The 24,797-nt window shown below is 71.5% G+C and carries 24 protein-coding genes and 1 pseudogene; 21 read left to right on the top strand and 4 right to left on the bottom strand.

Annotation, left to right across the window (positions count from 1 at the left end):
• Window positions 1-166: 166 nt before the first annotated feature.
• A complete protein-coding gene (locus tag ACIPRD_RS03220; protein ID WP_401559446.1) occupies window positions 167-1,864 on the bottom strand; it encodes a chitinase in 1,698 nt (565 codons plus the stop codon).
• Window positions 1,865-2,196: 332 nt separating this feature from the next.
• On the opposite strand from ACIPRD_RS03220, the pseudogene ACIPRD_RS03215 reads away from it, so the two are divergent.
• From ACIPRD_RS03215 to ACIPRD_RS03150, 14 genes and pseudogenes are all read left to right on the top strand, one after another.
• A pseudogene (locus tag ACIPRD_RS03215) lies at window positions 2,197-3,006 on the top strand (hypothetical protein); the annotation flags it as partial.
• Window positions 3,007-3,266: 260 nt separating this feature from the next.
• On the top strand, window positions 3,267-3,971 hold the full coding sequence (cpaB, locus tag ACIPRD_RS03210; protein ID WP_356410384.1) for a Flp pilus assembly protein CpaB: 705 nt from the start codon (window positions 3,267-3,269) through the stop codon (window positions 3,969-3,971).
• Window positions 3,972-3,983: 12 nt separating this feature from the next.
• Window positions 3,984-5,234 (top strand): CpaE family protein, encoded by a 1,251-nt coding sequence (locus ACIPRD_RS03205; protein ID WP_401559443.1) that lies wholly within the window; start codon window positions 3,984-3,986, stop codon window positions 5,232-5,234.
• 502 nt (window positions 5,235-5,736) lie between these two features.
• Window positions 5,737-6,066, top strand: coding sequence for a pilus assembly protein (locus ACIPRD_RS03200; protein ID WP_356410377.1), 330 nt, complete (start codon window positions 5,737-5,739; stop codon window positions 6,064-6,066).
• A 1-nt stretch (window position 6,067) separates the two neighbouring features.
• Window positions 6,068-6,424 carry a TadE/TadG family type IV pilus assembly protein gene (locus tag ACIPRD_RS03195; RefSeq protein WP_356410374.1) on the top strand — a complete coding sequence of 119 codons (357 nt, stop codon included), beginning with the start codon at window positions 6,068-6,070 and terminating at the stop codon, window positions 6,422-6,424.
• A gap of 18 nt (window positions 6,425-6,442) precedes the next feature.
• Window positions 6,443-7,780, top strand: a complete 1,338-nt coding sequence (locus ACIPRD_RS03190; RefSeq protein ID WP_401559440.1) for a CpaF family protein — start codon at window positions 6,443-6,445, stop codon at window positions 7,778-7,780.
• 4 nt (window positions 7,781-7,784) lie between these two features.
• Window positions 7,785-8,729 carry a type II secretion system F family protein gene (locus tag ACIPRD_RS03185; protein ID WP_401559438.1) on the top strand — a complete coding sequence of 315 codons (945 nt, stop codon included), beginning with the start codon at window positions 7,785-7,787 and terminating at the stop codon, window positions 8,727-8,729.
• 13 nt (window positions 8,730-8,742) lie between these two features.
• On the top strand, window positions 8,743-9,633 hold the full coding sequence (locus ACIPRD_RS03180) for a DUF5936 domain-containing protein (RefSeq protein WP_401559435.1): 891 nt from the start codon (window positions 8,743-8,745) through the stop codon (window positions 9,631-9,633).
• Window positions 9,634-9,991: 358 nt separating this feature from the next.
• Window positions 9,992-11,350, top strand: coding sequence for a sensor histidine kinase (locus ACIPRD_RS03175; protein ID WP_401560032.1), 1,359 nt, complete (start codon window positions 9,992-9,994; stop codon window positions 11,348-11,350).
• 80 nt (window positions 11,351-11,430) lie between these two features.
• Window positions 11,431-12,198 carry a response regulator gene (locus ACIPRD_RS03170; RefSeq protein ID WP_401559432.1) on the top strand — a complete coding sequence of 256 codons (768 nt, stop codon included), beginning with the start codon at window positions 11,431-11,433 and terminating at the stop codon, window positions 12,196-12,198.
• A 125-nt stretch (window positions 12,199-12,323) separates the two neighbouring features.
• On the top strand, window positions 12,324-12,554 hold the full coding sequence (locus tag ACIPRD_RS03165) for a hypothetical protein (protein ID WP_401559429.1): 231 nt from the start codon (window positions 12,324-12,326) through the stop codon (window positions 12,552-12,554).
• 53 nt (window positions 12,555-12,607) lie between these two features.
• Window positions 12,608-13,147 (top strand): pilus assembly protein TadG-related protein, encoded by a 540-nt coding sequence (locus tag ACIPRD_RS03160; protein ID WP_401559426.1) that lies wholly within the window; start codon window positions 12,608-12,610, stop codon window positions 13,145-13,147.
• Between the two features lie 33 nt (window positions 13,148-13,180).
• Window positions 13,181-13,765 (top strand): hypothetical protein, encoded by a 585-nt coding sequence (locus ACIPRD_RS03155; RefSeq protein WP_401559424.1) that lies wholly within the window; start codon window positions 13,181-13,183, stop codon window positions 13,763-13,765.
• Window positions 13,766-13,772: 7 nt separating this feature from the next.
• Window positions 13,773-14,396: an OmpA family protein gene (locus ACIPRD_RS03150; RefSeq protein WP_401559421.1), complete on the top strand. Its 624-nt coding sequence runs from the start codon at window positions 13,773-13,775 to the stop codon at window positions 14,394-14,396.
• 57 nt (window positions 14,397-14,453) lie between these two features.
• Here the strand turns inward: ACIPRD_RS03150 and ACIPRD_RS03145 are convergent, their stop codons facing one another.
• Entirely contained in the window at window positions 14,454-14,840 is a 387-nt protein-coding gene (locus ACIPRD_RS03145; RefSeq protein WP_401559418.1) for a DUF192 domain-containing protein, read from the bottom strand.
• Between the two features lie 100 nt (window positions 14,841-14,940).
• Between ACIPRD_RS03145 and ACIPRD_RS03140 the strand changes: the two genes are divergently transcribed.
• The 6 genes from ACIPRD_RS03140 (at window position 14,941) to ACIPRD_RS03115 (ending at window position 22,553) form a co-directional block, all read left to right on the top strand.
• The gene (locus ACIPRD_RS03140) at window positions 14,941-15,441 is read left to right on the top strand and encodes a GNAT family N-acetyltransferase (protein ID WP_401559415.1); all 501 of its coding nucleotides are present in this window, start codon (window positions 14,941-14,943) and stop codon (window positions 15,439-15,441) included.
• 172 nt (window positions 15,442-15,613) lie between these two features.
• The gene (locus tag ACIPRD_RS03135; protein WP_356410341.1) at window positions 15,614-16,399 is read left to right on the top strand and encodes a methyltransferase domain-containing protein; all 786 of its coding nucleotides are present in this window, start codon (window positions 15,614-15,616) and stop codon (window positions 16,397-16,399) included.
• A 769-nt stretch (window positions 16,400-17,168) separates the two neighbouring features.
• The gene (locus tag ACIPRD_RS03130; protein WP_356410338.1) at window positions 17,169-17,942 is read left to right on the top strand and encodes an isoprenyl transferase; all 774 of its coding nucleotides are present in this window, start codon (window positions 17,169-17,171) and stop codon (window positions 17,940-17,942) included.
• A gap of 369 nt (window positions 17,943-18,311) precedes the next feature.
• Complete coding sequence (locus ACIPRD_RS03125) at window positions 18,312-19,637, top strand: PhoH family protein (protein WP_356410335.1); 1,326 nt, start codon at window positions 18,312-18,314, stop codon at window positions 19,635-19,637.
• Window positions 19,638-20,070: 433 nt separating this feature from the next.
• Window positions 20,071-20,772 (top strand): transglycosylase SLT domain-containing protein, encoded by a 702-nt coding sequence (locus ACIPRD_RS03120; protein WP_356410332.1) that lies wholly within the window; start codon window positions 20,071-20,073, stop codon window positions 20,770-20,772.
• 140 nt (window positions 20,773-20,912) lie between these two features.
• Window positions 20,913-22,553 carry an AI-2E family transporter gene (locus ACIPRD_RS03115; RefSeq protein WP_401559410.1) on the top strand — a complete coding sequence of 547 codons (1,641 nt, stop codon included), beginning with the start codon at window positions 20,913-20,915 and terminating at the stop codon, window positions 22,551-22,553.
• Between the two features lie 27 nt (window positions 22,554-22,580).
• On the opposite strand, the gene ACIPRD_RS03110 is transcribed toward ACIPRD_RS03115, so the two are convergent.
• Both ACIPRD_RS03110 and ACIPRD_RS03105 read right to left on the bottom strand, forming a co-directional pair.
• Complete coding sequence (locus tag ACIPRD_RS03110) at window positions 22,581-23,114, bottom strand: alkyl hydroperoxide reductase (RefSeq protein WP_356410541.1); 534 nt, start codon at window positions 23,112-23,114, stop codon at window positions 22,581-22,583.
• A gap of 3 nt (window positions 23,115-23,117) precedes the next feature.
• On the bottom strand, window positions 23,118-23,669 hold the full coding sequence (locus ACIPRD_RS03105; RefSeq protein WP_356409294.1) for a peroxiredoxin: 552 nt from the start codon (window positions 23,667-23,669) through the stop codon (window positions 23,118-23,120).
• Between the two features lie 133 nt (window positions 23,670-23,802).
• On the opposite strand from ACIPRD_RS03105, the gene ACIPRD_RS03100 reads away from it, so the two are divergent.
• Window positions 23,803-24,759 (top strand): LysR substrate-binding domain-containing protein, encoded by a 957-nt coding sequence (locus tag ACIPRD_RS03100; RefSeq protein WP_356409297.1) that lies wholly within the window; start codon window positions 23,803-23,805, stop codon window positions 24,757-24,759.
• The last annotated feature ends 38 nt before the right edge of the window (window positions 24,760-24,797 follow it).

Below are 24,797 nucleotides of genomic sequence, written 5' to 3'. Positions count from 1 at the left end.
ATTTATCTTAGAAGCAGTGAGGCCTCCGTCGATCTTGTTCAGTACGTGACATCGCTCGCCACGCGCTACGTGCCCCACCCGTCAGGTCCGGCCGTCACGCCTCATGGATACGACATGACGGCGCCCGGACCTGGAGGGCCCGGGCGTCCGTGTTCAGGGGTTCGGGTTACGGCAGTGCGTGGACGTGGGGGCCCACCGAGTTGGACCAGGCGTTGCCCGCGGAGGCGTCCCAGTTGGTGGACCAGGTCATGGCGCCGCGCAGGGCGGGGTAGGTCGTGGAGGGCTTGAAGGAGCCGCAGTTGGTGCCCCGGGTCAGGCAGTCCAGGGCGTTGTCGACCACCGTCGGGGAGACGTAGCCGCTGCCGGCACCGCTGGTGGAGGCGGGGAGGCCGAGGCCGACCTGGGACGGGGCGAGACCGCCCTGGAGCTGGATGCAGGCGAGGGCGGTGAGGAAGTCGACCGAGCCCTGGCTGTAGACCTTGCCGTCGCAGCCCAGCATGGAACCGCTGTTGTAGTACTGCATGTTGACGACCGTGAGGATGTCCTTGATGTTCAGGGCCGTCTGGAAGTAGGAGCCCGAGGTCGACTGCATGTCGATCGTCTGCGGGGCCATCGTGATGACCAGCGAGGAACCCGCCTTCGCCGACAGGGAGCGCAGCGCCTGCGTCATGTAGGTCGCGTTGAGCCCGTTCTCCAGGTCGATGTCGACGCCGTCGAAGCCGTACGTCTGCATCAGCGAGTAGAGGGAGTTGGCGAAGTTCGCCGCCGACGTCGAGTCGGTCACCGACACCGTGCCGTTCTGGCCGCCGACCGAGATGATCACCTTCTTGCCGGCCGCGTGCTTGGCGGCGATGTCCGCCTTGAACTGGGCGACGGTGTAGCCGCCGAGGCCCGCCGAGTCCAGGGTGAAGCTCACCGCGCCCGGTGTGGAGGTCGCGTCCGCGAAGGCCACCGCGATGATGTCGTAGGCGGAGGGGACGTCCGAGATCTTCTGGACGGTGGCACCGTTGTTGAAGTTCTGCCAGTAGCCGGTCACGGCGTGCTTGGGGAGCGTGCCGCCCCCTCCGCCTCCGGACGCGGTCGTCTTCGCCGTCACCGCCGCCGACTTCGGCGACTCACCGGCCGAGTTGGTCGCGGTGACCTGGAAGGAGTACGACGTCGACGCCGAGAGTCCGGCCACGGTCGCCGACGTGCCCGTCACGGCCGTCACCTTCGAGCCGTCGCGGTAGACGTTGTAGCCGGTCGCGCCCGACACCGTGTTCCAGGTGAGGGAGGCCGAGGACGAGGTCGTACCGGCGACCGCGAGGCCCGTCGGGGCGGCGGGGACCGTGGGGGGAGTGTCGCCGCCCCCGCCGCCGTCGGGGCCGAACACCGAGATGTCGTCGGCGTAGTAGGCGGCCTGGCCGTACCAGCCGTGGACGTAGACCGCGACGGAGGTCGTGGACGCGCCCGTGGTGAACGTCGTCGACAGCTGCGTCCAGGACGGCGCGTCGGGCGTCCAGGTCGAGGTGTCCGTCGTCCCCGTGCCCGTGACGCCCAGGAAGGAGTAGCCGCCCTGGACCCATCCGCTCAGCGTGTAGGTCGAGTTGGGCTTGACCGCGACCTGCTGGGAGCACTGGGCGTTGTCCTGGCCGGCCGGGGTCGCCTTGAGGGCGGAGGAGCCGCCGTGCACCGGGGAGGAGACGGTCGTGCCGCTGGCCGCCGTGCAGGTCCAGTTGCCGAGGCCCGACTCGAAGCCGGCGTTCTTGGCGTTGTTGACGTCCGCCGCGGAGGCGGGGGCCGCGGCGAGACCCGCGACGGCGAGGGCGAGCGTGGCGGCGGCCGACCATGTGCGCAGACGGATAGGGCGTCTGCGTCTGGGCATGACTGGTACGCGGTCCACTGGGGCCTCCGGTGGGGGAGAGGGGAGTCGAGGGACGGTGGCCACCGCTCGCTACAAGTTGGTCCAGACCAATAGGACTGTCAAGGGGTGCGGAACGGGGGAGTCTTCGGCGACGTGCTCAACCTGTCCTGTTTTGACGGGAGTTGTCGGAAGAGAGTTCCACACGGGCTGCACAAACGCTGTTCTCGGGCCATTGGGGCGTGGATACAGTGCCTAGGTAGTCACGCAATGAAGTCGTCCTGGCGCATTGGAGTCACACCGGTGGGCCGGAGGGTGTGAAGAGCGGGGAGCTGCGCGTGCCAACTGCCGTTGCCGTGACGAGTGCCGACCTGGCGCTGCCGGCGCAGGACGAACGGACCATGCCCGCCATCGTGCTGCGCGATCTCGACCGCCGTCCGCTCGATCACGCCCTCACCGAGGTCCACGCCCTGATCGAGCAGTTCGGGCACCTGGTCGTACTGTGCTCGCACGCCACCCCGGAACCCGTCGTACGGCGGCTGCACACCCTGCGGTCGCTGCTGGAGAGCGACCGCATCGCGCTCTTCCGGCCCGCTCTGCCCCCGCTCGGGATCGCCGTCCTCGCACGGCAGTTGAGGCAGCTCGCCTCCTGCGAGCTGAGCCCGGGCGTCCTCGCCTCCGCCGGGCGCCTGCTCACGCACTACATCCACGCCGGTGCCGTCCTCGGCTCGGTCGCCCGGCTCGACCGGGTGCCCGTCGGGCTCAAGGCGCACGCCAGGTCCTGGGTGCCGGGCAGCCAGTTCGCCGTACTCGCCCACCCCGAGCCGCAGCTCGTGAAGATCGCCCCCGGAGCCACGCTCAAGGGCCCGGAGTTCGGCACCTGGATGCTCGTCGCCAAGGGGCAGCTGCAGACCGACTGGGTCACCGGCCTCGCGAAGACCTGGGCGGTGCAGGGGCTGCGCGAGGCACCGCTGCCCGCCGAGTCGGCGCAGTGGTGGGGGACCGGCCGCGTGGTCGAGTTCTGCAGCTACCTCGGCGACCTCTCCGTGCTCTACCAACTGGTCACCTCCGTACGGCAGTCCAGCTGTCACTGGTGCGGTTTCGACGTCATCGGCGACCGCTGCGTCTTCTGCTCCGCAGTCCCGCCCGAGTACGGCCCACCGGCCCCGCACGCCCCGGGGCGGGCCGCCTCCGGCCGGCAGGGCAGCGCCGGGAGGCGGCGGAGCGCCGGCGAGGCGGGCGGCGCCGGGGGACCGGACGGCGGCGCCGGGGCACGGCGAGACGCCCTGGAGCCGCCGAGAAGGCTCGCCGGCACCGAACCCCGCAGGGCCCTGGAACCCCGGACGCCCGCCTGACCGGCCCCAGATGACACCGTCCGTCGCTCATATCCCGCTCGACCGATTCCCCCAATGAGGTTGCACGGTTCATGAACTCCCGTCAGCGCCGCGGCGTGATACTCCTGATCCTGTCGGTCCTGTGCGCTCTCGGCGCGTTCGCCGGCGTGCTCTCCGTCATCCACGACGTCCAGTCCAAGGTCGGCCCCGAGGTCGCCGCCTACCGGGTCAGGACCGAGGTGAAGCCGTACACCACCCTGGATCCGGGGCAGTTCGAGAAGATCCGGATGCCCCGGCGCTGGCTGTCCGGCAACGCCGTCACCAGCCTCGGGCAGATCCGCGGCAAGATCGCGGTGACCACCCTGCACACCGGCTCCCTGCTCCAGACCGACATGGTCGTCGACCAGCCCGCCCTGCGGCCCGGCCAGCAGGAGGTCGCCATCATGATCGACGCGGCCACGGGTGTCGCCGGCAAGATCACGCCCGGCTCCCGCGTCAACGTCTACGCCACCTTCGAGGGACGCAAGGACAGCGACCCCGACCAGTCGAAGATCATCGTCACCGACGCCCGGGTCCTCGACGTCGGCCGCATCACCGCACTGGACCCCGACCGCAGCAAGGACCAGCAGCCCACCGAGGCCGTCCCCATCACCTTCGCGCTGTCCACCCTCGACGCCCAGCGCGTCACCTACGCCGAGTCCTTCGCCCAGCGGGTCCGCCTCGCGCTGGTCGCCCCGGGCGGCGACACCGGCGTCCCCGACCGGGACCGCACCTACGAACTCGCCACGGACAAGTGAGAGGCGTCCCGCATGCCCACCAGGATCCTCCCGGCCGGCGCGGACCCGGACGCCGTCCGCTCGCTCGTCACCCTGCTCAGCCAGCTCCCGGACGCCGAACCGGTCCCCCCGGTGACCGACTCCACCCAGCTCGTCGACACCCTCGGCCGCCTCGCCGCCGAGTCGGTCGACGAACTGCCCGAGGTCGTCGTCGTCCACGAACGCATCGGCCCGGTGCCCGCGCTGGAGCTGATCCGCGAGGTCGCCCTGCGCTTCCCGGCCGTCGGCGTCATCCTCGTCACCACCGACGCCGGCCCCGGCCTGTTCGCCGCCGCCATGGACTCCGGCGCCCGCGGTCTGGTCGCGCTGCCGCTGTCGTACGAGGAACTCGCCCACCGCGTGCAGGCCGTCGCCCAGTGGTCCACCGGCGTCCGCCGCCACCTCGGGCACGGGGGCGCCGAAGCCCTCACCGGAGCCGGCGGCAGGGTCGTGACGGTCAGCGGAGCCAAGGGCGGGGTCGGCGCGACCACGGTCGCGATCCAGCTCGCCCTCGCCGCCCAGGCCTCCGGCCGCGCCACCGCCCTGGTCGACCTCGACCTCCAGACCGGCGACATCGCCTCCTTCCTGGACGTCCAGTTCCGCCGCTCGGTCGCGGACCTCGCCGCCATCAACGACATCTCCCCGCGCGTCCTCGCCGACGCCGTCTTCCGCCACGACACCGGCGTCGCCCTGCTCCTCGCGCCCGGCGAGGGCGAGCGCGGCGAGGAGGTCACCGACCGTTCCGCCCGCCAGATCGTCAGCGCCCTGCGCACCCGCTACGAGGTCGTGGTCGTCGACTGCGGCGCCCAGCTCAGCGGCGCCGGCGCGGCCGCCGTCGAGATGGCCGACACCGCGCTGCTGGTGACCACCCCGGACGTGGTCGCCGTCCGCGCCGCCAAGCGGACCGTGCGCATGTGGGACCGGCTCCAGATCCGCAAGGCCGAGGAGACGACCGGTGTCGTCAACCGCCTCGGCCGCGCCACGGAGATCCAGCCCGCGCTCGTCCAGCGCATCACCGGCACCGCGCTCGCCCGCACGGCCGTCCCCGCCAACTTCAAGGAGTTGCAGGCGGTCGTGGACGCCGGCCGGGTCCACGAACTCGACAGCCGGAGCACCGTGAAGCAGGCCCTGTGGGCCCTCGCCGGGGAACTGGGGCTGGCGGCGGCGCCCGAGGGAACCCCGCGCGGCGGCGGCCGGCTGCGCGGCGACCGGGGCTCGGTCAGCCTGCGGCGGCGGAAGGAGTGAGACGCCGATGAGACGCCTGTGGGGGAGAGACCGGGAGCCGGTGCGCGCCTGGGCGGATGGGGGACCGGTGCGCGCCGGTTCGGAGGCGGGACCGGTGCGCGCCGGGTCCGTGGGGGTACCGACGCGCGCCCGGACCGCCGGGAGCGGGCCGTACGGCGGGCAGCGGGTCCGGTGCCGCGCGGGTGACGGCGGACCGTCCGCGAGTGACGGCGCTCCGTCCGCGCATGGCGGCGGACCGTCCGCGGGTGACGGCGCCCAGTCCCCGCATGACGGCGGACCGTCAAGGAGCGCGATGCCCGTGCCCGGTCCGCACGGCCCGCACGGCCCGCACGGGATCCGGAGCGCCGCCCGAACCCCCGGTCGCCGGACCGGCACCGACGCCCCCTCCGGCCCCGCACCGGAGCCCCGCGACGAGCGCCGCGCACGCACTCCCGCGTGCGCGTGCGCGTGCCGTCGGCGCCGGGCCGGCGACCGGGGGCAGGTCAGCATCGAGCTGCTCGGGATGACCCCGCTGATCGTGCTGACCCTGGTGCTCATGTGGCAGGCCGTCCTCGTGGGGTACACCTTCACGCTCGCCGGGAACGCCGCCGACGAGGCCGCGCGCGCGGGGACCGCCGCCCCGCCCGGCGGGGCGCGCCAGGCCGCGTGCGAGGCGGCGGGACTGGAGAACCTGTCGGGGGCGTGGCGGTCGGGCGCGTCGGTGAACTGCAGCCCGTCCGGTTACGTCACGGCCGACGTCTCCCTGAGAGTCCCCGTCCTGTTCCCCGGAGTGGTCCCCTTCCCCGTCACCGTGCCGGGCCACGCGGGTGCTGTCGAGGAGGTGAAGCGCTGAGATGCGCAGGACGCCCCGGCGCGGCGGGAGGAACCGCGAGCGCGGCCAAGTGGCCATCGAATACCTGGGGTTCATCCCGATCCTGCTGATCGTCGCCCTGGCCGGCATCCAGCTCGGCGCGGTCGCCTACGCGGCCGAGCAGGCCGGCACCGCCGCCCGCGCGGGCGCGCGGGCCGCCTCCCTGCGGCAGTCGTCCGCGCAGGCGTGCGCGGACGCGGTCAGCGGCGGGATCTCGGTGACGTGCGCGCAGGCAGAAGGGGACGGCACCGTCACCGTGACCGCGACGGTGCACATCCCCGAGGTCGTCTGGGACCTCGGCGACGCCCGGAAGACCGCCACCATGCCCCTCGACCACTGACCGAGGAGAAGCGAACCCATGAGCCTGCGGGCACGCATCAGCACTCCGGAGGAGCACGGCAGCCGGGGCGAGGACGGCCACATGGTCGCCTCCTACCGGGCCAAGCTGCTGGAGGAGATCGACCTCGCGGAGATGAGCGCGCTCGCCGCCGCCGAACGCAGGGCGCGGCTCGAACGGGTGCTCGGGCACATCATCAGCCGCGAGGGGCCGGTCCTGTCGACCGCCGAACGCGCCCAGCTGATCCGCCGGGTCGTGGACGAGGCACTCGGCCTCGGCATCCTGGAGCCCCTCCTCGAGGACGCCTCCGTCACCGAGATCATGGTCAACGGACCGGACGCGGTCTTCGTCGAACGCGGCGGCCGCGTCGAGCAGTTGCCGATCCGCTTCGCCTCCGCCGACCAGCTGATGCAGACCATCGAGCGGATCGTCTCCACCGTCAACCGCCGCGTGGACGAGTCGAACCCGATGGTCGACGCCCGCCTCCCGTCCGGCGAGCGCGTGAACGTCATCATCCCGCCGCTGTCCCTGACCGGCCCCATCCTCACCATCCGCCGCTTCCCGCGCTCCTACACCCTCCAGGAGCTGATCGGCTTCGGCTCGCTCGACGAGCAGATGGTGTACCTGCTGGCCGGGCTGGTGCAGGCGAAGTTCAACGTCATCGTCTCCGGCGCGACCGGCACCGGGAAGACCACCCTGCTCAACGCCCTCTCGGGCCTGATCCCGTCCCACGAGCGCATCATCACCATCGAGGACTCCGCCGAACTCCAGCTCCAGCAGCACCACGTGGTCCGGCTGGAGTCCCGCCCGCCGAACGTCGAGGGCAAGGGGCAGGTCAGCATCCGCGACCTGGTCCGCAACTCGCTGCGCATGCGGCCCGACCGGATCGTGGTCGGCGAGGTCCGCGGCGGCGAGTCCCTCGACATGCTCCAGGCCATGTCCACCGGCCACGACGGCTCCCTGGCCACCGTGCACGCCAACAGCGCCGAGGACGCCCTCACCCGCCTGCAGACCCTCGCCTCCATGTCCGGCGTCGAGGTGCCCTTCGCCGCGCTGCACGACCAGATCAACAGCGCCGTCGACGTCCTCGTGCAGCTCACCCGGTTCGCCGACGGCGCCCGCCGTATCACCGAGATCGCCCTGCTCGACAGCCACGGCGGCGAACCGTACCGGCTGGCCACCGTCGCCCGCTTCCACGCCCAGCCCATGACCGCCGACGGCCGGGTGTACGGCACCTTCGAGTACTTCCCGCTGCCCCGCCGTACCGCCGACCGCCTCTACATGGCGAGCCAGCCCGTCCCGCAGGCCTTCGGAGTCGCCCACACCGCGGCCCAGCTCGCCACCCGAGAAGCCAGGTAGGACCATGGAACTCCACCGCCTCGTCCAGCTCACCACCGGCATCGCGCTGCTGACCTGCGTCCTGGCCGTCGCCGGCACCCAGGCCTACGCCTCGGGCCGGGCCCAGCGCGCCGCGCTCATCGACCGCCTCGCGCACGGCGGACAGCCCCTGCCGCCCGGACGCAGGCGCCGCTTCCGCACCCTGGACCGCCGGCTGCGCCGTACCGCGCTGGGCCGCCGGCTGGAGCTGAGGCTCGCGGCCACCGGCCTGGACGTCACCCCGGGCGAGTTCTTCGCCGGCATGCTCGCCGCGGTCGCCGCGCTCTGGCTCATCGGACAGGCCGCCCTGGCCCCCTTCTTCGGCCCGCTCGCCGGACTGCTCGGCATCGGAGCCGCCGTCCAGTTCCTCAACTGGCAGCGGCAGAAGCGCATCGAGCGGTTCATCGGGCAACTCCCGGAACTGGCCCGCATCCTGGCCAACGCCACCCAGGCCGGACTCGCCCTGCGCACGGCGATCGGCATGGCCGCGGAGGAGCTGGAGGCCCCGGCGGGCGAGGAACTGGCCAAGGTAGCCGACCAGTTGTCGATCGGGCAGTCGATGGACCAGGCGCTGGGCGAACTCTCCGAACGGCTGCCCTCCCGCGAACTCGTCGTCCTCGTCACCACCCTGGTCCTCTCCAACCGGGCCGGCGGCCAGGTGGTCTCCGCGCTGCGCAACCTCACCGACACCCTGGAGGAGCGCAAGGAGACCCGCCGCGAGATCCGCACCCAGCTCTCCCAGGTGACCATGACGTCGTACGCCGTCCCCGTCCTGGGCGTCGGCGCGCTCTTCCTGATGAACGGCGTCAAGGACGGCGCCCTGGAGCGCATGACCGGCTCGCACCTCGGCCAGGCCTGCGTGATCATCGCGTTCGCCATGTACGCCGTCGGCTTCCTCCTCATCCGGCGCCTGAGCCGGATCGACGTCTGAAGGGGGCGGACCGATGACCGCTCTGCTCCTCGCCCTGCTGATGGCCCTCGGCGTCTGGGGTGTCTTCGCCGGGCTCCGCATGTACCGCGCGGACGCGAAGCTCCCCGGCGACCTGGCCGTCGCGCTGGAGATAGGCGCCACCCGCACCGGCGCCGTCGGCTCGGTGATCGACCGCATGGGCATGCGGTACGCGCCCGCGGTCCTGCGCCTCATGGGACCCCGTCTGGTCGCGAAGTACCGCCGCCGGATCGACCTCGCCGGCAACCCCGGCGGCCTCACCATCGACCGCTACGCCGCCCGCCGCGCGGTCTACGGCGCCCTCGGCGCGACCGGTTTCCTCGTCTTCCTGCTCCGCGGCCAGTGGTTCGTCGCCCTGCTGCTCCTGCTGTTCGGGGCGTTCTGGACCGAGGTCGGCATCTGGTCGGCCATCCGTGTCCGCAAGGATGTGATCGAACGGACCCTGCCCGACTTCCTCGACGTCCTCGCGGTCGTCGTCAGCGCGGGCCTCGGCTTCCGCCAGGCCCTGGACCGGGTGGCCTCCCGCTACGAGGGACCCTGGGCCGACGAACTCCGCATCACCCTGCGCCAGATGGACCTCGGCGTGAGCCGCCGCCAGGCCTTCACGGAGCTGCGCCGGCGCAACGACTCCGAACAGGTCGCCATGTTCGTCACGGCCCTCCAGCAGGGCGAGGAACTGGGCGCGCCCATCGTGGACACCCTGGTCGCCCTCGCCAAGGACATGCGCCGTACGGACGCCCAGAACGCCCGCCGCAAGGCCGCCCGCGCGGTCCCCAAGGCCACGCTGATGATCACCACGTTCATGGTCCCGGCGACCATGCTGCTGCTCGCCGCCGGCCTGCTGCTGGGGTCCGGGGTGGACTTCGGGTCGCTCGCGGGGGAGTGAACGGGCCATGGGGGCGGGTCTGAGGAGACGGGTCGGCCGCTGGGCACGGCTGCCTTCCCGGGGACGGGGCGGGGGTCCGCGTGCCGCACGTGTCCCGCGTGCCACGCGTCCGGCGGGGCGGGAGGACGGAGAGGCGGGTGCGGGAGCGGTGCCGGAGATGCCGGGGGCGGCCGGTGGTGGCCCGGCGTCCGCTGGTGGTGGTCCCGAGTCCGTCGGTGAGGGGCCCGCGCCCGCCGGTGGTGCTCCCGAGTCCGCCGGTGAGGGGCCCGTGTCCGCTGGTGGTGGTCCCGAGTCCGCCGGTGAGGGGCCCGCGTCGGTCCGGCCGCCCGAGAGGATCCAGATCCGGGCTCTGCAGGCCATGTGCCGGCAGGTCTTCGGCTTCCGGCTGGCGATGATCGTCCTCGCCGCCCCGGCGGCCCTGCTCAACGCCGCCCCCGGCCTCGGCGCCCGCCTGGTCGGCGCGGCCGTCGTCGTCACCTTCATGGGATCGTACGTCCTGTTCCGCGACTGGGAGCGCTTCGGCCCCCTTTTGCTGCGCCACCCCAGCCTCCTCGCCGTCGACACCCTCTTCGGTTTCCTCCTCCTGGTCTCCGCCGGCCCGGACACCACCCTCGGCTACGTCAGCGTCTGCACGCCGCTGCTGGCGGGACTGGTCTACGGCTGGCGGGGCGCGGCCGGGTTCGCCTCGCTCCAGGCCCTGATCCTGCTCCTCGTGCACGCCACCCTGAAGGGAAGCCGGCACGCGGGTGTCGCCGAGGCGCTCCTGCTGCCCGGCCTGTGCGTCGTCGCCGGTGCCATGGGGTCCAGCCTGCGCGGCCTGATGCTCCGCTTCGGCGCCGCCACGCAGGCCCTCACGGTCGTCCAGGCCCGCCTGGCGGCCGCGGAGGCCGTCCACGCCGAACGTGCCCGGCTGGCAAGGGAGATGCACGACTCGGTGGCCAAGACCCTGCACGGCGTGGCCCTCGCCGCCGACGGCCTCGCCGTCACGGCCTCGGCGGACACCCCCGATCCGGCCCGGGTCCGACAGCAGGCGGAACTGGTGGCCCGCTCGGCACGCAGGGCGGCGGCGGAGTCACGGGACCTCCTGACGGACCTGCGCCGCGAGAGGACGGGCCCGGGCGGCGGGAGTGGGGCCGCCGCGGGTGCCGGGAGGGCGGTCGTCCCGGGCGCGGGGGAGGAAGGTGGAGAAGGGGCCGGGGAGGGTAGGGAGACGGCAGCGGACACGGCTCCGCGCACGGCCCCCGGACCGGTCCCGGGAGCACGGCGGCGGGCCGGGGGGATCCGGGCGGAACTGGAGGAGCGGGTGGCCGACTTCGCGGCGCTCACAGGCCTGCGGGCCGAGTGCCGGCGCCTGGGGGAGACCCCCGTCCCGGAGATCCCCGCACCCCTGGCGCACGATCTGCTCGCCATCACCGCCGAGGCCCTGGAGAACGCGCACCGGCACGCCCGGGCGGCGCGCGTGGAGGTGACCCTGGGGGTCGACGGGGACCAGCTCCGCCTCACGGTCCACGACGACGGCGTGGGCCTGCCGCCCGGCACCACGCTCGAACACCTGCGTGACAGCGGCCACTTCGGCCTTCTCGGCATGGTCGAGCGGGCCGCGGGAGCGGGCGCCCGGATCCGTGTGGGCCGGGGGGAGAACGCACGCGGGACGGAGGTACGGGTGGACCTGCCCCTGCGCGCCCTCGCCCGCGCGGCCCCGGCGCAGGACCCCTGAGACGCCTGAGTCCCCTGAGTCCCCTGAGCCCCCTGCGGCACCTGAGTCCGCGGCCCGCGACGCCCGAGAGGAGGCACCCGATGCACCATCCTTCCGTCCGGCAGGACTTCCCGCCGGTGCCCGCCGCGCCCCCGATCCGTCTCGTGGTCGCCGACGACAACCCCGTGGTCCGGGCCGGCCTCACCGCCCTTCTCTCCGGCCGCGAGGACACCACGGTGGTGGCGGAGGCGGCGGACGGACGCGAGGCGTACGAGGCGACCCTGCGGCACCGGCCCGACGTCGTCCTCCTCGACGTCCGCATGCCCGGGGTCGACGGAATCTCGGCATTGCCGCACCTGGTCCGGCTGGCTCCGGTCATGATGCTGACCTACAGCCATGAGGCGGAGACCGTGCGGGAGGCGCTGCGACTGGGTGCGGGGGGCTATCTGGTGCACGGCGAGTTCACCGCCGAGCAGTTGGTACGGGCGGTACGGGACGTCCGCGAGGGCCGGCCCCATGTGACCCCGGGGGCGGCGAGGGCGTTGCTCGACGAGCTCAGGTCGAGTGCGACTGCACAGTCGGGTGCCGGGTTTCCGGCCCTTGGCCCTTCCCTCGTAGGTAAAGCTTCACCTGAATCGCTTTCGCAGTTGCAATCCGCTGTGGGACAGTCATTCCGGTCGCAGTTCCAACTCAGCGCCAGGGAGGCGGAGATCATGGACCTCGTCGCGTCCGGCCTGACCAACCAGCAGATCGCCGCCGTCTGTTTCATCAGCGAGAAGACCGTCAAGAACCACATCAACCGCATCTTCGCCAAGCTCCACAGCACGAACAGGGCCCAGGCGGCGGCCAAGTGGCTGGGGGTGGCCTGAGATGGGGGCGCGGAGCGACGGACACCTGGGAATTTGGGCCCGGGGGTGGGTCCTGGGGCCCTGGGGCGGCGGCCGGCTGTCCCTCTATGGTTCGCGCGTCGGACGCGTCAACGGAGGGAAGCGCCTTGAGCGATCTGCTGCTGAGAACGGCTGTGGCGACGAAGGTTCGCGTCAACGGGTGGAAGAACACGACGGCCGAGGCGGTGCGGCGGCGAGCCGGAGACAGGGGGCAGACCGCCGTGGAGTACCTGGGCATCATCGCTGTGGTGGTGGCGATTGTGCTCGCGATCACCGGTACGGACATCGGCAAGGCGATTCTGGACAAGATCAAGCAGAAGATCGCGCAGATCACCTGATCGTCCCGCGGTCGCGCAGGGATTCAGGGCAGGCCTTCCCCATCTACATCACGGTGGCGGCGGGTCTGCTCTTCCTTGCCCTCGCCTATCTCGCCGTCGGCCAGGCCGCGGTGAATAGAAGCGGCGCGCAGTCGGCTGCCGACGCGGCCGCACTTGCGGCAGCGCAGAACCGCCGTGATCAGCTCGCGGGTCAGTGGGTCGAAAGCCTGAAGGATCTGACCAAATGGACGGACATCTTCAGGGGCAGAGCGGATGTCACCCCTTCCTGCTGGCGGGCCGATCAGCTTGCCGCTCAGAACGATGCGCAACTCCAGAACTGCGACGAGTCGCAGCTCTTGGAGATAACGGTCGAGGTCAGAACGAACAAACCGATCGGATCCTCCGTGGTCCCGGGAGTGAGCGACCGTCGGTCCACGGAATCGGCCACAGCCGTGATCGAGCCTCTTTGTGATTTTGTTGAGCCAACCGAGGATGCCGAGCCGCCTTCGCTGCCCAAACTTACGTGTGACGGCAAGAGCTGGAGTCTGGACCCGAGCGATACGGTCCATCTCCCGCATCCGGAAGACCTGTTCGATGTTCATCTGTCCGAATGACAAGCAGCGAGGGAAGAAGGGAGGGTCCTGACGATGAGCACTCGGCGCAATGCATATGTTCGCCGCAGGACGTTTGCAGTCGGTATGGCGGTTGGCTTGGCATTCGGGTTGGCCGGGTGCGGTGGAGGGGGGAGCGACGAGAAGAACCAGCCGGAGGTCTCGGCGTCGGCCTCCAGGCATGGCGGATCCGCACCCAGTGCTCAGGAGGGGCAGTCCGAAGACCCTCTCGCGGAACTGCGGGGCCCTGATGGTCTGGTGCTGAAGGTCACGTCGGCGACCCGCGACGGGGGTGGATTCGTCACGGTCAACGCGGAGCTGAAGAATGACGGAGGCAAGGAAGCCGTCCTCTCTTCTCAGCTCACCGGCAACGAAACCGAGATCATGAAGAACGGGCAATCGTTCGGAGGGGCCACCCTGGTGGACCCGAAAGGGCGGAAGCGCTACTACGTGCTCCGGGACACCGATGGGCGGCCTCTCACCACCACCGGGGTCCAGAGCGTGAGGGCGGGAGACACCATCCCCGTGTTCATGCAGTTCCCCGCCCCGCCCGACGGCACCGCGGAAGTGACCCTGCAGCTGCCCACCTTCTCCAGCGCCCCCATCCAGATCTCCGGGTGAGGCCGAAGTGACCACCACACCCCGCCTCACCCTCACCCTCACCGCCGCCGCCCTCCTCGCGGCAGCCAACCTCACGCTCGCCCACGCCGACGACACCGACCCCAGTGAGCCGCCCGGTACCGAGCCCACCGCGGCCGCGCCGGTGAAGGTGGACCCCACAGATCCCGACCTCAAGCTCCCGGAAGGCGCCACGCTCGCGGATCCCAAGGTGCTGGACATCAAGTCGGTCGTGGAGGACCAGAGCGGCGAGGAGCGCAGGGAGGACACGAACGCGGACGTCACCTTCGCGCTCCAGGCGGAGGTCCTCTTCGGCAAGGACAGCGCGAAACTCGGCGGAGCGGCCAAGGCCCGCATCGAGGCCATCGCCGAGGAGATCAAGAAGCAGAACGCCACCCAGGTCCGGGTGTTCGGGTTCACGGACGACCTCGGCTCCTCGGCCCACGGCGACGTCCTGTCCAAGCAGCGCGCCAACGCCGTACAGGCCGTACTGGACCAGGACCTCAACGACCCCGGCGTCACCTTCGAGGTGCGCGGCTACGGCGAGCAGTACCCGATCGCCGACAACTCCTCGGAGGCGGGCCGGAAGAAGAACCGCAGGGTGGAGGTCTCCTTCCCGCGTTCCGGAGGCTGAGAGGGGGCGCATAGGGAGGACCGCTCGTGCGGCGGTCCGTCGCCACCGGCGGTACGCCTACCCCTGGGGCGGCCGAACGGGTTCGACGGTCAGCCGTGCTCCCGGCCTCAGGCCCCACCCCGCCATCGCCCCCGCTGCCGCCTCCAGGACGTGCCGGGAGCGCAGCCGGGGCAGGCCCAGGCGGCCCGGCACCATCGTCCGCACGGCCCGCACCGTGAGGCGGCGGTCGAGGTACGCCACGTCGATGGCGAAGCGCATCCCGAACGTGTGCACGCTGCCGGCCGGGGAGAGCAGCATGGCCCCCTCGACCGTGTCACGCCCCAGCAGTCCCCGGGTGCGGGCGCGGTAGGAGGCCGCTATCTCCAGGGGCACGGTGACCGCCGTACCCCCGTCGTCCCGCGGAATCACCAGGCTGCCCGGTCCGTCCCGCCATCGCCTCGTCACGGCCCCACCTCCGCGCCGACGGTACCGGCGGCGGAGCGGGCGCGGGCAGGGGTGTGCGGGTGGGAGGGCGTTGTCAGTGGCGGGTGTCACACTGCGGACCATGACCGATGGACAGGAAACCCGCGGATCCGAGGTGCACGGGCCTGTACGCCTGCGCGAGGTGACCGAGGACGACCTCCTCGTCTTCCTCGTCCACGAGCACGACCCGGAGGCGGTCCGGCGCTCCCGGTTCACGCCCCGGCCGCGCGAGGCCTTCCTCACGCACTGGCGGCAGCGCGTGCTCGGCACCCCCGGCTCCCTCGTGCGGACGGTGACCGTCGGCGGGGAACCGGCCGGGAACATCCTGTCCTGGACGGAGGAGGGACGGCGTTTCGTGGGGTACTGGCTCGGACGGCCCTACTGGGGCCGCGGCGTCGGGACCGAGGCCCTCGCGCTCTTCCTCGACGCCGAACCCGTACGGCCCCTGTACGCCGAACCGCACTCGGGGAACACGGCCTCCATACGGCTGCTGGAGAGACACGGCTTCACCCACGTCCCCACCGACCCGCACGAGGACGACGGACACCTGCTCCTGGTGCTCGGACAGCCCCACGCGACCTGAGCGCGCACCACGACAGCCCCCACGCGATTTGAGCGCGCACCACGACAGCCCCCACGCGACCTGAGCGCGCACCCGCGCACCCTCGGACGGCGGCCGGAGTCGTCATGTATGCGGAATGTACGCGGAAAGAAATGGCAGGACGCGCCGGCAGCGCCCTGGGACCATGGCGCGCATGGCGGACCATCGTTCTTTCGAGGATCTCGTGGCGGAGGGCGCCGCGGTGCCGACCGAGGGCTGGGACTTCTCCTGGTTCGAGGGGCGGGCCACCGAGGAGCGGCCCTCGTGGGGGTACGCGCGGTCGGCGGGGGAGCGGCTGGCCCGCGCCGAGGCAGCGCTCGACATCCAGACCGGCGGCGGCGAGGTGCTCGACGTCTCCCTGGCGGCCGCCGCCCCGGAGCGTCCGCTGCTGGTCGCCGCCACGGAGGGCTGGCCGCCGAACGCGGCGAAGGCTACCCGTCTGCTGCGGCCGCGCGGTGTGGTGGTCGTCGAGGCGCGGGACGACGCCCCGCTGCCCTTCGCCGGTGAGGCGTTCGACCTGGTGCTCAGCCGGCATCCGGTGAGCCCGCGGTGGGCGGAGATCGCCCGGGTGCTGCGTCCGGGCGGCACGTACTTCGCCCAGCACGTCGGGCCCAGCAGCGTGTTCGAACTGGTCGAGCACTTCCTCGGGCCGCTGCCGGCGGACGTGCACAACGTGCGGCATCCCGACCGTGAGCGGGCCGGGGCGGAGGCCGCCGGTCTGGAGGTCGTGGACCTGCGCGCGGAGCGGCTGCGGATGGAGTTCCACGACATCGCCGCCGTCGTCCACTTCCTGCGCAAGGTGGTCTGGATGGTCCCCGGCTTCACCCCCGAGGCGTACGAGCCCCGGCTCCGCGCGCTGCACGAGCGCATCGGCGAGGAGGGCCCGTTCGTGGCCCACAGCGCCCGCCAGCTCTTCGACGTCCGGAAGCCGACCCCCTGACGAACGGGACGTACGGGACGGAAGCGCGGCCGAGTTCACCTGTGGTTCCCCGTCAGTTCCCCCTTCGTTGTCCACAGCTGTTCACTTCGGCCCCACCGTCCACACGTGTGTGGACCGGCGTCCTTCACCCGCGCAAAGAAGCACGGGTGGTGCCCTGGGGTGAAGGGGGCGTGCGGTGCCGTGACGTCCGCTGATCGCGTAGCGGAACCGTCAAGTCACCGTTAACGGCCGGGGTCGCCCGTCGGGGGGACGGCGGACAACTCGCCGAGGGGTCACCAAGACGGCTCAATTCCTCTTGATCGTCCTGAATCTGGCCGAATCTCCTGGGATTCCGCTGTGAATCGGCCATGAAACACCCCGGAATCCGGCCCTCCAGGCCCCTCGGGGCGTCGTCGGGTGACTGCGCAGAGTAGTTGTGTCGCGCCGATGCACACGCCATCCCTCACGAAGGGTTATGGTGGAACCCCCCCCTCGGGCCGGTCCGTCTCCCCCCCACGGACCGGCCCGTTTTTTTCTCCGGGGCTCCGGCGGCCCCCGCCGGGAACCGGAACGCACCCCCCGGGCGTCCCCGCTCAGGGGCGTGGGCCCGTGCCGTCGCACGGCCGCCCCGCACCTGCGCGACCGGCCCGCACCGGCTCCGCAGCGGGCGCCGGCGCCTCCTGTCCGTACTGATCAAGCACCCGAACCCCCCGCCACGAGCAGGCCGGTTGCACCGGTAGGCTCGGCCACCGCGGGGACCGCAACCGCGGCCACATGGAGGGGCTCTCACGTGAACCTGCGCGACAAGCTGCGCGGCCTGCTCGTCAGGCTCTACGCGCGCCGGGTGGAAGGTCACCTGGACCACGCTCAGGTGCCCAAGCACATCGGCGTCATCATGGACGGCAACCGCCGCTGGGCGAAGGCCTCCGGGTCCAGCACGGTCCACGGCCACCGGGTCGGCGCCGAGAAGATCGAGGAATTCCTCGGCTGGTGCACCGAGACCGACGTCGAGGTCGTCACCCTGTGGCTGCTGTCCACGGACAACTTCGACCGCCCGCAGGACGAGCTGGGCCCGCTCCTCGGCATCATCGAGGACGTCGTCCGCAGCCTCGCCTCCGACGGCCGCTGGCGCGTGCACCACGTCGGCACCCGCGACCTGCTGCCCTCCGGGATGCAGCGCACCCTCAAGGAGGCCGAGGAGAACACGGCCGACGTCGGCGGGATACTGGTCAACGTGGCCATCGGCTACGGCGGCCGCCAGGAGATCGCCGACGCCGTGCGCTCCATGCTGTACGACGCCCGGGACAAGGGTGTCGCGATGGAGGACCTCGCCGAGGCCGTCGACATCGACATGATCGGCCGTCACCTCTACACCGGTGCGCAGCCCGACCCGGACCTGGTCATCCGCACCAGCGGCGAGCAGCGCCTCTCCGGCTTCATGCTCTGGCAGACGGCGCACTCCGAGTACTACTTCTGCGACGTCTTCTGGCCGGCCTTCCGCAAGGTCGACTTCCTGCGCGCCCTGCGCGACTACGCCGCCCGCCACCGCCGCTACGGCGGCTGAGCACCGGCCGCACCCACCAGGACACCACACGACGCCCCGCCGCGCACCACCGCGGCGGGGCGTCGCGTATACCCAGTCCGGGACGGAAGTAACAAGGAGTTCACCAGCGCGTACGTGGCCGCTTCTGCATGGCTGCGCGTGTTCGAGGGAATAAGCCAACCAGGTCGACACCCGAACCACGGGTGTCGGATCTCAGCGGGCGGCAGGGGCCGTCCGCCCGGGAGGCCCTTTGCACCAGCCCGACCGTGCGGTCACTGCACGGCAGCAGCCGCGGAGGGCCGGTTCCAGGCCCGCCGCGCGCGGGGGCCATGAACCGGTCCAGTTCCACTTCGTCGCTCCCCGACCTCATCCGAGGGGGTACGTCCTTCCGTGGTGACCAGCACAAAGCGCCACAAGCCCGACCGGCGCACCTATGTTCTCGACACCAGCGTCCTGCTGTCGGACCCGAACGCCCTGACCCGCTTCGAGGAGCACGAGGTCGTGCTGCCCATCGTCGTGGTCACGGAGCTGGAGGCGAAACGGCACCATCCCGAACTCGGGTACTTCGCCCGCCAGGCCCTGCGCCTGCTGGACGACTACCGGGTGAAGCATGGCCGCCTCGACGCCCCCATCCCGATCGGCGAACTGGGCGGGACCGTCCGTGTCGAGCTCAATCACTCGGACCCCAGCGTGCTGCCCAGCGGCTACCGCCTGGGGGACAACGACTCGCGCATCCTCGCCGTGGCCCGCAATCTGCAGGCCGAGGGCTTCGATGTCACCGTTGTCTCGAAGGATCTGCCGCTCCGTATCAAGGCGTCCTCCGTCGGCCTGCTGGCCGAGGAGTACCGTGCCGAGCTTGCCATCACGGACTCGTCCGGCTGGACCGGAATGTCCGAACTCACCCTGCCGGGTGAACAGGTGGACCTCCTCTTCGAGGAAGGGCACGTGTACGTCCCCGAGGCCTCCCACCTTCCCGTGCATACGGGGCTGACCATCCAGTCCGAGCGCGGCAAGGCGCTCGGCAGGGTCACCGCGGAGGGCAACGTCCGCCTGGTGCGCGGCGACCGGGAGGCGTTCGGCATCAAGGGCCGCAGCGCCGAGCAGCGCATCGCCCTCGATCTGCTGCTCGACCCGGAGGTCGGGATCGTCTCGATGGGCGGCCGGGCCGGCACCGGCAAGTCGGCCCTCGCGCTGTGCGCGGGACTGGAGGCGGTCCTGGAGCGCCGCCAGCACAAGAAGGTGATGGTCTTCCGGCCGCTGTACGCGGTGGGCGGGCAGGAGCTCGGCTATCTGCCGGGCAGCGAGTCCGAGAAGATGAGCCCCTGGGCCCAGGCGGTCTTCGACACCCTCTCCGCGGTCACCAGCCGCGACGTCATCGAGGAGATCACCGCACGCGGGATGCTGGAGGTCCTGCCGCTCACCCACATCCGCGGCCGCTCGCTGCACGACGCGTTCGTGATCGTGGACGAGGCGCAGTCGCTCGAACGGAACGTCCTGCTGACCGTGCTCTCCCGTATCGGCGCGAACTCGCGGGTCGTTCTGACCCATGACGTGGCACAGCGGGACAATCTGCGCGTCGGCCGCTACGACGGCGTGGTCGCCGTGGTGGAGAAGCTGAAGGGACACCCCCTCTTCGCCCACGTCACCCTGACGCGGTCCGAGAGGTCCCAGATTGCCGCCCTTGTGACCGAAATGCTGGAGGACGGCCACATCTGACGCGTGATCGGAAGTCATCGGCGCCGTCCGGCGAAGGCGAAGAGCCTAGCGGGGCGGCGCCTCGGCGCGTGGGGGTTTCCTGAAACCCCTGGGGCCAAACGGGATGTGACGTTTCACACGCAACACAGAATTGCCACCGGCGCCCCGGTGCGGCAGAGTCTCACTCCTGTCAGGCCCCGCATACGACACATCCGTACCCCTCGGGGTACCTCCCACGTCCTCTGGGGCGATGGGGGATGTACAGCACCACGAAGTCATCTTCAACTCCATACCGGTCGTCGTATGCCGCCCGAGCTTCACGCGGTGCTCCCTGTAAGGGAGTTGCCCACCGGGCCCGTGCCTCCCGTGACCCCGCAGTTGGGAGGCCAGTGTTCAGGGGGCACGATTGCGTCCGCCAGGGTCACCGAAGCGGGCGATGCTGGAAGGAAACCGAGTGAGCCGGATTTCGGTCCGGGGATTCGCAGTGGCCTCCGCCACCGCGGTCACCGCCGTCGGAAGCGTCGTCGGAGTTGCCTCGGGCAGCGTCGCGCAGCCCAACAACGACGCCGAGGCGACGGCTGCCGACGCCACCACCCTCCTCGCGGACATTCCCGCGGGTGAGCAGGCGCAGGTGCAGACCGCGTCCCTGACGCAGCAGGCCGACGCGCAGGCCATCGCCGCGGACGCGAGCGCCAAGAAGGACGCCGAGGAGGCGGCCCGCAAGGCGGCCGCCGAAACCGCCATCGCGAAGAAGGACGCCGCCGAGAAGGCGGCCAAGCTGGAGAAGGAGCGCATCGAGGCGAAGGCCGCGGCCAGCCGCGACGACGTCCGTGACGCCTCCAGCTTCCCCACCCAGAGCAACTACACCGTCGCGCAGATCCAGGCGATGGCGAGCCAGATGGTGGGCGCCGGACAGTTCCAGTGCTTCAGCAACATCGTGAACCACGAGTCCAGCTGGAACTACCACGCGGTCAACGCCTCTTCGGGTGCCTACGGTCTCTTCCAGGCACTGCCCGCCGGCAAGTACGCCTCCGCCGGCTCCGACTGGCAGACCAACCCGGCCACCCAGATCAAGTGGGGCCTCAACTACATGAACAGCCGGTACGGCAGCCCGTGCCAGGCCTGGTCGTTCTGGCAGGCCAACAGCTGGTACTGAGCCGGCCCCCGGTTCACGCTCAACCCCGCGCAGCCCCTCCCCGTCCTAGGGGGAGGGGCTTTCGCCCTGTACGGTCGTACGCGAACGGCTCCAGGGGGAGTGTGGCGAGCACCCCGTGACTCGGGGGAAGGGGACGGAACATGTCGCGAGTGCCAGGGTGGCTCCGCCGCCTCGGAGCAGGACTGACCGAGATGAGCGAGCGCCTGGACGAGCGCCGCGCCGAGGTCGAGAACGAACTCTCCGCGCCCGCACCGCCCTTCGGCGACCCACCGCCGCGCGATGCCCCGTCCGCCGAGCCCCCCGCCCGCGAGGCGGCGTCCGGCGAACCGGGCGACCACGCGCCGCCCGCCCCCGTGCACGCGCCCGCCGCGGGTGCCGCCGCCCCCGCCGGAACGGCGGAGCCCGCCTCCTCCTCCACAACCGCCGCGCCCACCGGGGCCGGCGGTGCACCCGAAGACGTCCCGTCCGCCGGACCTGCCGGACCCACCGCCTCCGTGGCGGGCGGCGTGCCCGCCCAGGCCCCCGCCGGGGCGGCCGCCGTGTCCTCCGCGGCCGCGGCACAGGCCGTCGCGCACCCGCCGGCCCACCGGCACGCCGCCTCCCGCCCCGATCCCGCGCAGGCCGTCCCCTGGGGCGTGCGGGTCGCGGCCGAGGCCGGCTGGCGGCTGCTGGTCCTGGCCGGCACGGTGTGGGTGCTGATGCGCGTCATCAGCGCCGTCCAGCTGGTGGTGTTCGCGTTCGTCGTCGCCCTGCTCGTCACGGCCCTGCTCCAGCCGACGGTCGCCCGGCTGATGAGGTACGGCGTGCCGCGCGGCCCGGCGACCGCGCTCACCGCCATCTCGGGCTTCGTCGTCATCGGCCTCATGGGCTGGTTCGTGACCTGGCAGGTCATGGAGAACATCGACATCCTCTCCAACCAGATCCAGAGCGGCATCGACGATCTGCGCAACTGGCTGCTGAAGAGCCCCTTCCACGTCACCGACAAGCAGATCAACCAGATCGCCAAGAACCTCCGCGAGGCCATCGGCGCCAACACCGACCAGATCACGTCGGCCGGTCTGGAGGGAGTCCAGGTCGTCGTCGAGGCGCTGACCGGCATCCTGCTGGTGTTCTTCTCGACGCTGTTCCTGCTCTACGACGGCGAGCGCATCTGGCAGTGGTCCCTCAAGCTGGTGCCCGCCGCCGCCCGCCCGGGTGTCGCCGGCGCCGGACCGCGCGCGTGGCGCACCCTCACGGCCTATGTGCGCGGAACCGTCCTCGTGGCCCTGATCGACGCCATCTTCATCGGCCTCGGCATCTACTTCCTCAACGTGCCGATGGCCGTCCCGCTGGCCGTGTTCATCTTCCTGTTCTCCTTCATCCCGCTCGTCGGCGCGGTCGCCTCCGGGGCGCTCGCGGTGGTGGTCGCCCTGGTGACCCAGGGCCCCTTCACCGCGGTCATGACCCTGCTGGTCGTGCTCGCCGTGCAGCAGATCGAGGGGCACGTCCTGCAGCCGTTCATCCTCGGCCGCGCGGTCCGCGTCCACCCCCTCGCGGTGGTGCTCACGGTCGCGGCCGGCGCCATGGTGGCCGGCGTCGGCGGAGCCGTCGTCGCGGTGCCGCTGGTGGCGGTGACGAACACGGTGGTGGGCTACCTGCGGCAGTACTCGATGGAGCAGGAGCCGGAGGTGACGGCCGCCCCCGCGCCCGCCGGGAGTGCCGTCCGCTCCGGCGGGGGCTCCGGGGGCACGGTCGCGGTGGCCGTCCGCGGGAACGACGAAGGCCTCGCCCACCAGGAGTGAGCGAGGCCCTTCGGGGGTCCGGCAGGACTACTCGGCGAGGATCGCCTCGGTGTCCAGCGTGACGCCGACCGCCTGGATCACAGAGGCGATCTTGAACGCCTCCTGGATCACGTCGCGCTCGACGCCGGCCTTGCGGAGCACCTGCTCGTGCGAGTCCAGGCACATGCCGCAGCCGTTGATGGCGGAGACCGCGAACGACCAGAGTTCGAAGTCGACCTTCTCCACGCCCGGGTTGCCGATGACGTTCATCCGCAGGCCCGCGCGCAGGGTGCCGTACTCGTGGTCGGACAGCAGGTGGCGCGTCCGGTAGAAGACGTTGTTCATCGCCATGATGGCGGCCGCGGACTTGGCCGCGGTGTACGCCTCCGGCGTGAGGTTCGCCTTCGCCTCCGGCTCCAGCTCACGCAGGACGATGGGGGAGCGCGAGGCGATGGCGGTCGCCAGCACGGTGCCCCACAGCTGCTGCGCGGGAAGGTCGGAGTTGCCGATGACCGAGCCCAGGTTGAGCTTCAGGTCCTTGGCGTAGTCCGGGACGCGGGACTTCAGCGAGTCGAGGGACACGGGTCACTCACCGGCCAGCAGCGCGACCGGGTCGAGGGTGTCCTCGCCCTTCGACCAGTTGCAGGGGCACAGCTCGTCGGTCTGCAGGGCGTCCAGGACCCGCAGGACCTCCTTGGGGTTACGGCCGACGGAACCGGCGGTCACCATGGAGAACTGGATCTCGTTGTTCTGGTCCACGATGAAGACGGCGCGCTTGGCGTAGCCGTCCTCGCCCTCGATGCCGAGGTCGCGCATCAGCTCGTGCTTGGGGTCGGCCATCATCGGGAACGGCAGGTCCGTCAGGTCCGGGTGGTCCTTGCGCCAGGCGTGGTGCACGAACTCGGAGTCACCGGAGAAGCCGAGGATCTGGGCGTCACGGTCGGCGAACTCCTCGTTCAGCTTGCCGAACGCGGCGATCTCGGTCGGGCACACGAAGGTGAAGTCCTTGGGCCACGCGAAGACCACCTTCCAACCCTCGTAGGTCTTGTGGGTGATCGTCTCGAACTCCTTGCCCTTCTCCAGCGAGACGCAGGCGGTCAGTTCGAACTCGGGGAACTTGTCACCGACAGTGAGCACGTGCTCTCCTTGCAGCGAGGAAGCCTCCCTTGTGGGGACGCTTCCCTTGGGTTGGACGGCGACGATGCTTGCACAGGGTGCATTGATTAGGGAAATAGCTACACTGGCTCCAGTTGATCGGAGGTAGCTATCAGTGACCGTCAGTAGCGGCAAGCGCCGTCAGCCCAGCCTCTCCCAGCTGCGGGCCTTCGCCGCGGTCGCCGAGCACCTGCACTTCCGGGACGCCGCGGCCGCCATCGGGATGAGCCAGCCCGCCCTGTCCGGCGCGGTCTCGGCGCTGGAGGAGATCCTCGGGGTGACCCTCCTCGAGCGTACGACCCGCAAGGTGCTGCTCTCGCCCGCCGGCGAGCGGCTGGCCGTGCGGGCCAAGGCAGTGCTGGACGAGGTCGGGGCGCTGCTGGAGGAGGCGGAGGCGGTCCGGGCACCGTTCACCGGGGCCCTGCGGCTCGGGGTCATCCCGACCGTCGCGCCGTATCTGCTGCCGACCGTGCTGCGGCTGGTGCACGAGCGGTACCCGCAGCTCGACCTCCAGGTGCACGAGGAGCAGACCGCCAGCCTCGTCGAGGGCCTGAACTCCGGCCGGCTCGACCTGCTGCTGCTCGCCGTACCCCTCGGAGTGCCCGGTGTCGTGGAACTCCCGCTCTTCGACGAGGACTTCGTGCTCGTCACCCCGCTGGAGCACCGGCTCGGCGGCCGCGAGGGCATCCCGCGCGAGGCGCTCAGGGAGCTGAACCTGCTGCTCCTGGACGAGGGCCACTGTCTGCGGGACCAGGCGCTGGACATCTGCCGTGAGGCCGGCCGGCGCGACGCGCCGGTGACCACCACGGCGGCGGGTCTGTCCACCCTGGTGCAGCTCGTGGCGGGCGGCCTCGGCTGCACGCTGCTGCCGCGGACCGCGGTGAAGGTCGAGACGAACCGTGGCAGCGAGCTGCGTACCGGTTCGTTCGCCGATCCGGCTCCCAGTCGGCGCATCGCGCTGGTCATGCGGGCGGGGGCGGCGCGGGGTGCCGAGTACGGGGAGCTGGCTGTTGCTCTGCGTGAGTCCATGCGGGTTCTGCCGGTTCGGGTGGTCGATCCGGCGGCGTCCTGAGCTGCGCTCCGCGCTCCTGAGGGGTGGGTGGGGGGTGT

Origin of the sequence: Streptomyces sp. NPDC090108, from assembly GCF_044747185.1 — a bacterium.
GTDB lineage: Bacteria > Actinomycetota > Actinomycetes > Streptomycetales > Streptomycetaceae > Streptomyces.
The sequence above is the reverse complement of the archived record's forward strand: the minus strand, read 5'-3'. Positions and strand labels throughout refer to the sequence as shown.